General features: G+C 38.1%; 12 protein-coding genes. All 12 read left to right on the forward strand.

Going from position 1 to position 14,025, the window contains the following annotated elements; translation table 11 throughout:
- Positions 1-145: 145 nt before the first annotated feature.
- Entirely contained in the window at positions 146-1,675 is a 1,530-nt protein-coding gene (gene guaA / locus AC3RVF_RS05305; RefSeq protein WP_489690739.1) for a glutamine-hydrolyzing GMP synthase, read from the forward strand.
- A gap of 15 nt (positions 1,676-1,690) precedes the next feature.
- Positions 1,691-3,625, forward strand: coding sequence for an amino acid ABC transporter substrate-binding protein (locus AC3RVF_RS05310; protein WP_489690738.1), 1,935 nt, complete (start codon positions 1,691-1,693; stop codon positions 3,623-3,625).
- Entirely contained in the window at positions 3,622-4,026 is a 405-nt protein-coding gene (locus AC3RVF_RS05315) for an OsmC family protein (protein ID WP_489690737.1), read from the forward strand. The genes AC3RVF_RS05310 and AC3RVF_RS05315 overlap by 4 nt, the downstream gene beginning before the upstream one ends.
- 97 nt (positions 4,027-4,123) lie before the next feature.
- Complete coding sequence (locus AC3RVF_RS05320; protein ID WP_489690736.1) at positions 4,124-4,654, forward strand: DUF922 domain-containing protein; 531 nt, start codon at positions 4,124-4,126, stop codon at positions 4,652-4,654.
- Complete coding sequence (locus AC3RVF_RS05325; RefSeq protein ID WP_489690735.1) at positions 4,638-4,871, forward strand: DUF3820 family protein; 234 nt, start codon at positions 4,638-4,640, stop codon at positions 4,869-4,871. The genes AC3RVF_RS05320 and AC3RVF_RS05325 overlap by 17 nt, the downstream gene beginning before the upstream one ends.
- 46 nt (positions 4,872-4,917) lie before the next feature.
- Positions 4,918-5,568, forward strand: a complete 651-nt coding sequence (locus tag AC3RVF_RS05330) for a spermidine synthase (protein ID WP_489692942.1) — start codon at positions 4,918-4,920, stop codon at positions 5,566-5,568.
- Positions 5,569-5,680: 112 nt separating this feature from the next.
- Positions 5,681-7,300 carry a CTP synthase gene (gene pyrG / locus AC3RVF_RS05335; RefSeq protein ID WP_489690733.1) on the forward strand — a complete coding sequence of 540 codons (1,620 nt, stop codon included), beginning with the start codon at positions 5,681-5,683 and terminating at the stop codon, positions 7,298-7,300.
- Positions 7,301-7,399: 99 nt separating this feature from the next.
- Positions 7,400-9,286: a membrane protein insertase YidC gene (yidC, locus tag AC3RVF_RS05340; protein ID WP_489690732.1), complete on the forward strand. Its 1,887-nt coding sequence runs from the start codon at positions 7,400-7,402 to the stop codon at positions 9,284-9,286.
- A 95-nt stretch (positions 9,287-9,381) separates the two neighbouring features.
- Positions 9,382-10,071, forward strand: a complete 690-nt coding sequence (locus AC3RVF_RS05345; RefSeq protein WP_489690731.1) for a toxin-antitoxin system YwqK family antitoxin — start codon at positions 9,382-9,384, stop codon at positions 10,069-10,071.
- A gap of 119 nt (positions 10,072-10,190) precedes the next feature.
- Positions 10,191-11,381 carry a tRNA 2-thiouridine(34) synthase MnmA gene (gene mnmA, locus AC3RVF_RS05350; protein WP_489690730.1) on the forward strand — a complete coding sequence of 397 codons (1,191 nt, stop codon included), beginning with the start codon at positions 10,191-10,193 and terminating at the stop codon, positions 11,379-11,381.
- Between the two features lie 9 nt (positions 11,382-11,390).
- A complete protein-coding gene (locus AC3RVF_RS05355) occupies positions 11,391-13,028 on the forward strand; it encodes a S8 family peptidase (RefSeq protein ID WP_489690729.1) in 1,638 nt (545 codons plus the stop codon).
- Positions 13,028-13,969, forward strand: a complete 942-nt coding sequence (locus AC3RVF_RS05360; protein ID WP_489690728.1) for an NAD(P)H-dependent flavin oxidoreductase — start codon at positions 13,028-13,030, stop codon at positions 13,967-13,969. Before AC3RVF_RS05355 ends, AC3RVF_RS05360 begins: the two co-directional genes overlap by 1 nt.
- The last annotated feature ends 56 nt before the right edge of the window (positions 13,970-14,025 follow it).

The raw sequence follows: 14,025 nt of genomic DNA on the forward strand, positions 1-14,025 counted from the left end.
GTTTTAAAGGACCTGTTAGGTTTAATCAGCAGTCATATTTAAAAAATATTCGAGTATTCGCAGTAAAAATTACCACTGTTGAAAAGCCATTAAAAAATTCCGCACAACTCATTTACCAACTTATATATTTAAAGTATTTTTGCCTATGCAAAATAACGTCCTCATTTTAGACTTTGGTTCGCAGTACACCCAATTAATCGCAAGACGCGTGCGGGAGCTGAATATTTACTGCGAAATACACCCTTACCATCACATTCCAGAAAACTTGGATCCTTTTAAGGCCGTAATACTTTCGGGTAGTCCGTTTTCCGTTCGCGCGGAAGATGCGCCACACCCAGATTTATCACAGATTCGCGGTCATAAACCTCTTTTAGCGGTTTGCTACGGCGCACAATATTTGGCGCATTTTAGCGGTGGAAGCGTTGAACCTTCAAACATACGCGAATACGGAAGAGCGAAGTTATCGATGATAAAATCTGGCGAGGCTTTCTTTAAAGATATTCCTGAAAACACAAACGTCTGGATGAGCCATAGTGACACTATCGCGCAGCTTCCAGAAAACGGAGTGCGACTGGCTAGTACCGTGGATGTTTTGAATGCAGCTTACAGAATTGATGGCGAAGAAACGTATGCAATTCAGTTTCACCCAGAAGTATATCACACAACTCACGGCAAGCAATTGCTAGAAAATTTCTTAGTAAATATTGCCGATGTCCCACAAACGTGGACTCCAGCAGCTTTTGTAGACACAACTGTTGCAAATTTAAAAGAGCAAATTGGCGACGGCAAAGTAGTGCTTGGCTTAAGTGGTGGCGTAGATTCTACCGTTGCAGCAATTCTTCTGAATAAAGCTATCGGTAAAAACTTGTATTGCATTTTCGTAAATAACGGATTACTCAGAAAAAACGAATTTGGTAGCGTGCTTCACCAATATAAAGATATGGGGCTAAACGTAAAAGGCGTAGATGCTTCCGAACGTTTTTTGAATGCTTTGAAAGATGAAAGCGATCCTGAAAGAAAACGTAAAGCTATTGGCAACGCATTCATTGAAGTTTTTGATGATGAAGCGCATCTTTTAACTGGTGTAGATTGGTTGGCACAGGGAACTATTTATCCCGATGTTATTGAAAGTGTTTCGGTAAACGGACCTTCAGTTACCATAAAAAGTCACCACAACGTTGGCGGATTGCCAGATTTTATGAAGCTGAAAATCGTGGAACCATTACGCATGCTTTTTAAAGATGAAGTACGCCGCGTTGGAAAGGAAATGGGCATAGATGCAGAACTTTTAGGAAGGCATCCTTTCCCTGGTCCAGGGCTTGCAATTAGAATTCTAGGCGATATTACCGCAGAAAAAGTTCGTATATTACAAGAGGTTGACGCTATTTTTATCAACGGACTTAAAAAGTGGGATCTTTACGACAAAGTGTGGCAAGCAGGAGCAATTCTTCTGCCAGTAAACAGCGTTGGCGTAATGGGCGACGAAAGAACTTACGAAAAAGTAGTTGCGCTTCGTGCTGTAGAATCTACCGATGGTATGACTGCAGATTGGGTAAACCTTCCCTACGAATTTTTGCAGGAAGTGAGCAACCACATAATAAACCGCGTTAAAGGCGTTAATAGAGTAGTCTACGACATAAGCTCTAAACCGCCCGCGACTATAGAGTGGGAATAAATAAAATTCGAGACTATGTTTTGCAAATTTAAAAAACTGATTATCCCTATGTTGAAGTGTTTAATATACGTTTCTGTAACCTTACTATTTATGATTAGTTGTGGCTCTGCAGCCCAACAACAGTATAAAAGTCACGCAGTTCAAAAAGGCGAGACGGTTTATAGCATCGCAAAGCAATATAATATTTCGGAAGAGACTATTTACAACCTCAATCCCGATTCTAGAAATGCTTTAAAAGTTAATAGTTTGTTGATTATTCCTTCCAGTTCTATAATTAGCTCTGGGACTAATGATAACAACTATCGCGAGCATAAAGTTAAAAGGAAAGAAACCCTTTACGGAATAGCCCAATTATACAATGTTAGTGTTGACAATATTAAAAAGTTGAACAAAGAGTTGTATTCCCGTGGTTTGGATAAAGGCGAGCGATTATTGATTCCCGCATCTCCAAAAAACACGGTTATAACTGGCTCCAACTCAGAAAATACTTTGCCTGGCACACAGAAATATACTGTTAAGGCGAAAGAAACGAAGTTTGGTATTGCTAGAAAATTCGGGATTAGTATTGCTGAACTTGATGATCTAAATCCAGATTTAGAGGAAGGATTAAAAGTTGGAACAACCATTATAGTTCCCGACAAGTCAGTTATAGAAAATGCAGAGATTGACGAAGAAAACTTTCAATACTATGAAGTAAAGCCTAAAGAAGGTTTTTACAGATTGAAGGTGAAATTTAATCTTTCTGAAGAAGAAATCGTTGCTTTAAACCCGTATGCAAAAGAAGGTTTGAAAGAAGGAATGATTCTTAAAATACCGAAAGAAAAAACCTTGGTTTCTCAAGATGATATTTCAGAAATTAACCTTGAAAAGCGAATCGAAAACAAAAAAATGAAAACGGTTGCTTTAATGCTTCCGTTCCGTTTAATGAGCAACGTTGGCGATTCAACAAGTACAGACACCAATTTATTAAAAAAAGACCCTACTCTTCGCGTTGCCTTAGACTTTTACAGTGGCGCACTTATGGCTGCTGAGTTTGCAAAAGACAAAGGTATTTCAGTTACGATGAATGTTTACGACACTGAAAAAAGCGAAAGTAAGGTTGCATCTATAGTTTCAAAAAGCGAATTCAAAAAAGTAGATGCGGTAATTGGTCCGCTACTTCAAAAGAATGTTGAAAAGGCTTCGGCTATGCTAAATGATGACAAGATTCCGGTCTTTTCTCCTTTAAGTAATCGAGATATGGCAATGACCGATAATTTGTTTCAGACGTTGCCTACAGATGCAATTCTTCAAAAAACAATGATTCGCTATATAAAAGAGCACAGTGCAGGGAAAAATATTATTATAATTTCAGATTCAAAGCGATCTCAGCAACGGGAGATGATTCTGAGTGCTATCCCTTCAGCAAAAACTGTAACGCCTCGCGGCGGCGGTTATGTACAATCCAGCGATATTAGTGCAGTAGCTACTGATGGAATAGAAAATTGGGTGGTTTTAGAATCTCAAAATCCAGTTTTAATAAGTAGCGCGGTAAATGCTGCGGCCGCAATGTCTGGCAGTTACAAAGCACGATTATTCACTTTAGACAGAAACGATGCTTTTGAATGGCACGAAGTATCCAGCACCCGTTTGGCAAAATTAAACTTCACCTTCCCATCTGTAAATAGAAATATTGCAGAAGACGATCGCAATCCATTTTTAATAAGTTACAAAAATAAATACGGCGTACATCCCAATAGGTATGCCATTCGAGGTTTTGATATAACCTACGATGTGCTTCTGCGATTGGCTTCAGATAATGACATTTACGATGCTATTTATCCTGAAAACGAAACGATTTATGTTGAGAATAAATTTCGATACGAGAAATCGGCAACCCACGGCTACTGCAATGAAGCTGCGTATATTTTAAAGTATAACAACGAACTTAAATTTGAAATTGTAGAATGAGTACCGCCAAAGTAACCTATTTGGGAAATCTTCGCACCGAGAACGAACACCTAAAATCAGGCAATACGTTTATAACCGATGCACCCACAGACAATAACGGAAAAGGCGAAGCTTTTTCACCCACAGACACTGTCGCCACCGGACTTGCAAACTGTATGATTACCATGATGGGCATAAAAGCTCGTGATATGAAAGTGAATATGGACGGCACCACGGCAATGGTTACCAAATTTATGGCAGCAGATCCGCGTAGAATTTCAAAAATTGAAGTGATTTTAAACTTTCCCGCAGGAATTGATGAGAAATCGAAAAAAATACTTGAAAACACCGCACGTACTTGTCCTGTTCATTATAGCCTTCACCCTGATGTTGAAAGGGTGATTGTTTTTAATTGGGGGTAAAACAGTAAATCTTGACTTCGGTCGACGAGACATAAAAAGGACATTTTATAAGACAACGACATACATTTTTAGGTACTATTTTTGATTAACTGTTACTATGAAATTACTCTTTGTCTCCATATTTTTCTTTCTATCTATTCCACAGTCCAGTACTGAGAAAATTCTGTGGCAAGAAAATCAAAAACTTAGTTGGGAAGATTTTAAAGGAAAAGCTGTGCCTAGTGCCAGCTTTGTAGCAACCACCAATACGGGAATTAGTTTTGAATATTCCTATTCAATGAAGAATAACGAAGTGAACGTTAAATATTCTGTTACATGTTTTTTCTATCCGCAAGGTTCCTGGTTTATCCCAGAAAAGGTTAATTCACACATTTTAAAACACGAACAAGCACATTTTGATATATCTGAACTTCACGCTCGAATGCTTCGAAAGAATTTAGCGGGAAAGAAATTCACGAAAAAGATAAAGTCTGAAATTGAAAGCATTTATACCCAAGTAGAGCAAAAAAGACGCGCAATGCAAACAAAGTTTGATGCAGAAAGCGACCATTCTCGAAATCTAGAAAAAGAAGCTTTCTGGCAAAAATACATCACTCAACAACTCGCCGAATATGAATCTTGGAAGTAGCCCAGACCCAAACCACTTGGTGGAACTAGCAAACTACAAAATGCCTTTCGGAAAATACGAGGGTTACTATTTGGTAAATATTCCTGAATATTATTTGGTTTGGTACAGACAAAAGGGTTTCCCCGAAGGAAAATTGGGGCGAATGATGGCTGAAATGTATGAGCTGAAATTAAACGGACTCGAGGGTTTGCTCAAAAAACTCATAAAAAAGAAGTAGCAGTTGACAGCTATAATAAGCTGTGAGGTAGAATATAATTTTATAAATGAAAAAAATCCTTAGTTACATTTGGCCTACCACGGAACATTTTTCTTCTGAAATAAATGGTACGTTAGAAATAACTTACTTCAATGGTAAAAAGGTTTTAGATACTGCAAACGCCAACTACTCCTACGGATCGCTTCAAAAAATACTAGAAATTGGTTTAGAAAAAGTCGATTTAAAGTCGGTTGAAAATTTGCTGCTTTTAGGAATGGGTGGCGGAAGCATTATAAAATCGCTTCGGCAAACTTTTAATTACCAAAAAAACATTGTGGCTGTTGAAATAGATTCCACAATAATAGAACTTGCCAAAGATGAATTTGGTATTTCCGTTTCACAAAATCTTCAAATTATAGAAAGTGATGCTTTTCAATATGTAAAAACTTCCAAAGAAAAATTTGAATTAATTATTATCGATTTATTTATCGATGTAAACGTCCCACCTATTTTCTTCGGAAAAGAATTCTGCGAAAACGTATCGCGTTTGCTTCAAAAGGAAGGTTTTTTAATTTTTAATGTAGGTATTCATCTCAACAAAAATTCGACTACGGTTGAAACAATTACTTCCAATTTTGGGGATGCTTATACCTTTCAAATTTTTAAAAAAGTGAATGGAACTAACACATTGCTTGTAGCGCAAAAACACGCTTATTAAATTTATTTCCATTCGTTCAATTATCTCTTAACAATTAACTAGTATCGTTTCCTCCTTTCCACAATAAAAATGTACCTTTGCATCCCGTATAGTCATTTCAGCAAAGGCACTCATGAACACTACAAAATACATCTTCGTTACGGGCGGGGTTTCATCATCATTAGGAAAAGGAATTATAGCAGCATCGCTCGCTAAGTTATTACAAGCCAGAGGCTATCGTGTAACTATTCAAAAATTGGATCCATATATAAATGTAGATCCAGGAACACTAAATCCTTACGAACACGGCGAATGCTATGTAACCGATGATGGCGCAGAAACCGACCTAGATTTAGGTCACTACGAGCGTTTTCTTAACGTAAATACTAGTCAAGCAAACAACGTAACAACTGGTCGCATTTACCAAAGTGTGATTCAAAAAGAACGCCGCGGCGAATTTTTAGGAAAAACGGTACAGGTTGTTCCCCACATCACAAACGAAATTAAAGAACGTGTTCAACTTCTCGGAAACACGGGCGAGTACGATATAATTATCACCGAAATAGGTGGTACTGTAGGCGATATTGAATCATTACCATACATTGAAGCAGTACGCCAAATGAAGTGGGAAATGGGCGACGACAACGCATTGGTTATTCACTTAACCCTTGTACCCTACCTTTCTGCCGCTGGTGAACTAAAAACAAAACCCACCCAACACTCGGTAAAAACTTTGATGGAAAGCGGAATACGCGCAGACATTTTGGTTTGCCGTACAGAGCACGAACTTTCAGACGATTTACGTAAAAAGCTGGCCCTTTTCTGTAATGTAAAACAAGAAGCGGTTATTCAATCTATTGATGCTTCGACAATTTACGATGTTCCAAACATGATGCTTGAAGAAGGTTTGGATACGGTTACGCTTCAGAAGTTAAATTTGAAGAATTCAAAAAAACCAGATTTAAAACAGTGGAATAAATTTCTTGAAAGACACAAAAATCCAAAAGGCGAAGTTCATATTGGTCTAATTGGAAAATATGTGGAATTGCAGGATAGCTATAAATCTATTCTTGAATCTTTCATTCATGCAGGCGCAGAAAATGAAGTAAAAGTAAAATTAGAATTTATTCATTCTGAACATATAAATGCTAAAACCATCGGCAAGAAATTGTCAAAGCTCGATGGAATTTTAGTGGCTCCCGGATTTGGTGAGCGTGGTATTGAAGGGAAAGTTGCAGCAGTGAAGTATGCACGAGAAACCAATTTACCATTCTTAGGAATCTGTTTAGGAATGCAAATGGCAGTTATTGAGTTTGCTCGAAACGTTCTGAATTTGAAAGATGCTAACAGCACCGAAATGGATACGCAAACCAAAAACCCTGTAATTAGTATTATGGAGGACCAAAAAAATATTACAGACATGGGTGGTACCATGCGTTTGGGATCTTGGAAATGCGATTTGAAAAAAGGAAGTATTGCTAGCAAAGTATACAAAACTGACACTATTGAAGAGCGTCACCGCCACAGATACGAATTCAACGATAAATATCTTGCACAATTTGAGGCTGCAGGTTTAATGGCTACAGGTGTAAATCCAGGTACGGGGCTTGTAGAAATTATAGAAATACCCACGCACCCTTGGTTTGTTGGTGTGCAATATCACCCTGAATATAAAAGTACGGTTGCCAATCCGCATCCGCTATTTGTAGCTTTTGTAAAAGCAGTGCACGATCACTCTTTGAAGAACAAATAGGACAATTTGACGCAATACTAAAATAGGCGGGATTATTGTCTTGCCATATAACATTAACGATAATACACTTTTGAAATATTTCAAAAGAAGAAACAAAAGATGGAACAAAAGAAATTCGACTTAAACTCACTTGTAGGCTTTTTATTAATTGGTGGTATCCTAATTTGGATGTTGTACATGAACAAGCCCACCGAAGAAGAACTTCAAGCTGAAAAAGCTAAAACTGAAGCTGCAGCAAAGCAAGAAGCTGAAACTCAAAAAAAGGCAGGAGACATTACATTAGCAGATGCAACAGCTGATACAATGGAAGCTGTTAAACCTGGTGATTCTCTAGCTTTAGAAGCATTGAGAAATAAATTAGGATCCTTTGCATATTCAGGAACGCTTCCTTCTGCGACGGATGAATCTACCATTTTTGAAAATGATGTACTTTACTTAAAAGTAAACAACAAAGGTGGATACATATCTGAAGCACTTTTAAAGAATTTCACCAAATATGATTCTGTTCCAGTATATCTTATAAAGGATGGAAGCGCTTCATTAAATCTACAGTTTACTTCTGAAAACAGAACTTTAAACTCTCAAGATTTATATTTTGAACCTACGTTGAGCCAAAGTGGTAATGACCAAGTGCTTTCCATGAAGTTAAAGACTTCTGAAAATGGGTTTATTGAATACCGATACACATTGCATCCGGGCGAATTTATGATGGACTTTAGCATCAATAGCCAAGGTTTAGATGGGGTTATTAATACTTCGCAGCCAATGTATTTAGATTGGAAATTGAAGGGGTATCGCCACGCAAAAAGTATTTCGTACGAAAACCGATACTCGCGTTTAACGTATGAATACGAAGACGAAAAACATTCTAAACTTTCTCCATCGGGCGAAGATGATGAATTGGAAAAAGATGTTACGTGGATGAACTTCCGCCAGCATTTCTTCAGTTCTATGTTACTTACAGACACTCCGTTTAAAGAAGTTAAGCTTACCTCTGTAGACTTGGTAATAGATGAAGAGATAGATACAACCTTCACCAAACAATACGGTGCAAAAATGCTTTTAGAACCTAAAAATGGTGCTATATCGTATGATATGAATATGTATTACGGGCCATCTGACTATCAGATTTTTAAAGAATACGGGCGTAATCTTGACGAAGCAATGCCACTTGGTTGGGGTATTTTCGGTTTAATAAACAAATACATTATCATCCCGCTTTTTGCATTTTTAACTGCTTTCCTTCCTGCGGGAATTGCAATTATTGTTTTAACAATTTTAATAAAACTAATGCTTTCGCCCGTTCAATACAAACAGTATTTGGCGCAAGCAAAAATGAAGGTTTTAAAACCTGAACTTGACGAGATTAAAGAAAAGTTTAAGGGTAATAGCTTAAAAATACAGCAAGAAACAATGAAGGTTCAGAACTCTGCAGGCGCCAGTCCGCTGAAGGGTTGTTTGCCCGCTATCCTTCAGATTCCGGTGTTTTATGCGCTCTTTACATTCTTCCCATCTGCGTTCGATTTAAGACAGAAAAGCTTCCTATGGGCAGACGATCTTTCCAGTTATGATACTATTGCGGAATTACCTTTCCACATACCGTTTTATGGAGACCACGTAAGTTTGTTCCCAATTTTGGCATCTATCGCCATCTTCGTTTATATGATGATGACTATGGGCCAAAGCATGCAGCAAACGCAGCAACCAGGAATGCCGAACATGAAATTCCTTATGTACCTTTCGCCATTATTTATGTTGGTATTCTTCAACAACTACGCGAGTGGTTTATCACTTTACTATTTTGTTTCAAACTTAATTACCATCGGAATTATGCTTGTAATTAAAAACTTCATAATTGACGAAGATAAAGTTCACGCCAAAATACAGGTGAAAAAAGCTACTCCAAAGAAACAAAACAAGTTTCAACGCAAAATGTCTGAAATGATGGAGCAAGCTGAGGAACAGAAAAAAGGCGGAAAAAAATAAAACAGCTATAAACGCTGGAAGAGTTAAAGCCTTCCAGCGTTTAAAATAGATTACGAATTACACCGTTTACTTTTAAGTAAATGAATATTTCTGAAATGAAAAAAATAGCTTTCATCTTCTTTATTGGAATTTTCTGCACTATTAGTGTTTTTTCACAAAGTGATATAAACCAAATGGACGCACAAGGCCAACGCCATGGACTTTGGAAGAAAACGTTTGACGGAACTACTCAGCTTCGTTACGAGGGCACTTTTGACCACGGTAAAGAAGTTGGTGAATTCAAGTTTTACTGCGAGGAATGCAAAAGCCAACCAATGGTTACTAAAAATTTTACTGGCAAAGACAATCTTGCCGATGTGAAATATTTCACCATTAAAGGAAAACTCGTAAGCGAAGGAAAAATGAATGATAAAGACCGCATTGGCGAATGGGTTTATTATCACGAAAAGTCTAAAAACGTAATGACTCGCGAGCAGTATACCAATGGTAAATTGGACGGCAAGGTTGTTACCTACTACCCTAACGGAAAAATCACCGAAGAAATTAATTATAAAAACGGCATTAAAGAAGGGGAAAGCAATAACTACTCTCCCGATGGCGTATTGTTGAATAAATTGCTGTACATCAACAATCTATTACAAGGTCCCGCAACTTATTACGATGCTTATGGCAATGTTGTTATTGAAGGATTTTATAAAAATAATAAGAAGCACGGACTTTGGAAATATTACAAAGACGGAAAAGTAGTTTTGGAAGAAACGTATCCGAAGCCCACGGATAAATAATTATCCTTTCAAGTAAGGCTATCTAAAAGCTTTCGACCACCATATCCTAAAAGTATTTTATCTTTACACCCTCATTACCCAAAGCCATTTTGGCCGAAGGCTTATACATTTTAATTATTATGAAAAAACGAGTTGTTGTCGGACTTAGCGGAGGCGTAGATTCCAGCGTTGCAGCCTATCTTTTAAAAGAACAAGGCTATGATGTTATTGGTCTTTTTATGAAAAATTGGCACGACGATACGGTAACCATTTCTGATGAATGTCCGTGGTTGGAAGACAGTAACGACGCAATGCTCGTAGCCGAAAAACTTGGTATTCCTTTTCAAACTGTAGATTTAAGCGAACAATACAAAGAGCGAATTGTAGATTATATGTTTCGCGAATATAAAATGGGACGCACACCAAACCCAGATGTGCTTTGCAATCGCGAAATAAAGTTTGATGTTTTTATGAAAATCGCTCTCAGTTTGGGTGCCGATTTTGTTGCAACTGGACATTACTGTAGAAAAGGTGTTATTGAGAAAGATGGAACAGAAACTTTCCAATTACTTGCAGGCAAAGACCCAAATAAAGATCAATCCTACTTTCTGTGTCAACTTTCGCAGGAGCAGCTTTCAAAAACCCTCTTCCCTATTGGAGAATTATTAAAACCTGAGGTTCGTAAAATAGCTGCAGCGCAAAATTTAATTACCGCAGAAAAACGCGATTCGCAAGGTTTATGTTTCATCGGAAAAGTGAGATTGCCTGAATTTCTTCAACAAAAACTAGCGCCTAAAGATGGTGCAATTGTAGAAGTGCCAGCAAGTTTTTCAGAATATAAAATGAAAGTTCCAACTTTTTCTTCCGAAGAAGAGAAACTGGAATATCTTTCTGCAAAACGCACCTATTCAATGACCGACGGCAAAAAAGTGGGTATTCATCACGGAGCGCACTATTTTACCAAAGGGCAACGTAAAGGCTTAGCCGTGGGAGGAACCAAAGAACCGCTTTTTGTAATTGATACCGATGTGGATGAAAATGTAATCTACACGGGGCAGGGCAAAGACCATCCAGGGCTTTACAGGCGCGGGCTGTTCGTTAAAAATGAAGAGATACATTGGGTTCGCGAAGACCTAAAACTCGCAGAAGACGAAAAAGTGGAAGTTATGGCGCGAATTCGCTACAGACAACCTTTGGAAAAAGCAACCTTGCACCGTACAGTTTCCGGACTTTATGTTATATTTGAAAATCCACAATCTGCTATCACCGAAGGACAATTTGTTGCATGGTACGAAGGCTCAGAATTATTGGGCAGTGGCGTAATTTCCTAATAAATAAATATGATGAAAAAATTATCCCTTTTAATTTTTGTTTTAAGTACCACTTTTGCTTTTGCGCAAATAGAAGACGCGCTTGTATTTTTGGAGTCGAAAGATCCAACCGTTGTTGCGGCGGCTCTTTCCAATCCAACTACCATTTTAAGCCAGGCAGCGATTAATAGAAAAACTGCACAAGGCACCCCCATTGACGATAGAGACGTTCCACTTAACGAAGCTCAGAAATCTGATATTAATGCATCTACCGGAATTACTGTTCTTGCAAAATCGAAATGGCTAAACGCTGTTTACGTTCGCGGAACTGAGAATAATATAAATAATTTATTAAACTTTCCATTTGTTGCAGATATTGAATTTGCAGACAAAAGTTTAAATAGACCTACCAACGGAAGACAATTTACAAATGATAAGTTTGAAGTTGAAAACGAATCGCAATCTAGAGTAATTTATAATTACGGAGATGCTACCAATCAAACAGAAATGATTACTGTTGACTATCTTCATGAAAATGATTTTATTGGAGAAGACATTCTTGTTGCCTTTATGGATAACGGTTATCCTGGTGTACTTACAAACCCTGCATATGCTACATTAAGAAATGAAGGCAGATTGTTAGGTTATTATGATTTTGCTGCCAGAGTTGAAAATTCTAATGGTAATGGAAGTCACGGTGCTAGTACTTTTAGCGATGCAGCAGGCTTTCTAGATGGACAATTTGTGGGTACTGCTCCAGGCGCATCTTACTATTTATACATTACAGAAGATAGTGATGAATCTCCTGCTGAGGAAGCCTATTGGGTTGAAGCATTAGAGCGCGCAGATAGTTTGGGCGTATATGTTACAAATACCTCTTTAGGGTATCAAGATTTTGACAACTCATCATTCGATCATACCTATCAAGATCTCGACGGGCAAACAACTATTGCCGCGAGAGGCGCAAATGCAGGATTTGATAAAGGGATGATTAACGTTACCTCTGCCGGAAATGATGGCCGACCAGGTAATTTTGGATATGTTGCTACTCCAGGCGATGCGCCAGGTAGTTTTACCATTGGTGCAGTAACCAGTTCTGGCAGCCCTTCAGATTTTAGTTCGTATGGTCCAACGGTTGACGGGCGTATCAAACCAGATGTTGTTGCTCAAGGTTCGAGTGCCGCTGTGGTAGATCAATTCGGAAATGTTACAACTTCAAGCGGAACATCATTTAGTTCTCCAATTATGGCGGGTGCAGTAGCTTCCTTATGGAGCGCATTTCCACATATGAAAAATGAAGTAATTGCACAGGCAATTCGCGAGTCTGCAAGCAGATACACTAACCCAACGGATAAATTAGGTTACGGTATTCCAAACTTTGAAGAGGCTCTTAACTCCCTACTTTTATTAAGTGTTGAAGATCAAATGCAGGATAATTATTTCGCACTTTATCCAAACCCTGTAAGCACTCAAATAAATATTTCTTTCCCAAAAAACTCAGAAAACGCAGAGTTTACGCTTTTCAATGTTTTAGGTGAAAGAATTCTTCAAACTAGAATTACTTCTATGAATAACAGCGTTGATGTTTCTGGATTAAATTCAGGAATGTACATTGCTTCTATCACTTCAAATAACAAAACAACAAGCTATAAAATCATTAAAAAGTAGTGCAAAACCGGATTACCGAACTTTTTAATATAGAACATCCCATTGTTCAGGCTGGAATGATTTGGAATAGCGGTTGGCGTCTCGCCTCCGCTGTTTCTAATGCAGGAGGCTTAGGACTTTTGGGCGCAGGCTCTATGTATCCTGAAGTGCTTCGCGAGCATATCGTGAAATACAAAAAAGCTACCGATAAACCTTTTGGGGTAAACGTACCCATGCTTTATCCAGATATTGATAAAATTATAAATATCATTATTGAAGAAGGCGTAAAAATAGTTTTCACCTCAGCTGGAAATCCGAAGACATATACTTCAAAATTAAAGGAGAACGGAATAACAGTTGTTCACGTGGTGAGTAGTGTGAAATTTGCACTGAAAGCACAAGATGCCGGAGTAGACGCAATTGTTGCCGAGGGTTTTGAAGCGGGCGGACATAACGGTCGCGAGGAAACCACAACTTTCACATTAATCCCGATGGTGAAGGAACATTTAAAAGTTCCATTGATAGCCGCAGGTGGAATTGCCACTGGTCGCGGAATGTTGGCTGCTATGATTTTGGGCGCAGACGGGGTACAAGTAGGAAGCCGTTTTGTTGCTTCGGAAGAAGCATCTTCGCACCACGCTTTTAAACAAATGGTTGTTGACGCTAAAGAAGGCGACACTCAGCTTACTTTAAAAGAATTGGCACCCGTAAGAATGCTTAAGAATAAATTCTTCGAAAGCGTAATTCAGCTTTATACTACCAATCCTACAAAAGAAGATCTTGTAAATCATTTAGGTCGTGCGCGTGCAAAACGCGGTATGTTTGAAGGAGATTTAGAAGATGGCGAATTAGAAATTGGTCAAATTGCCGGACTTATTCACGACATAAAACCAGCGGCACAGATTTTAAAAGACATGCTTCAAGAATTTGAATTAGCTAAAAAGGAAGTTACTAAACTTTAGAAATTTCTAATTAGCAGAATATAATTTACAGAACATTAAAAAACCCTTCCGAAACT

Source organism: Aequorivita sp. IT1183, from assembly GCF_058068265.1.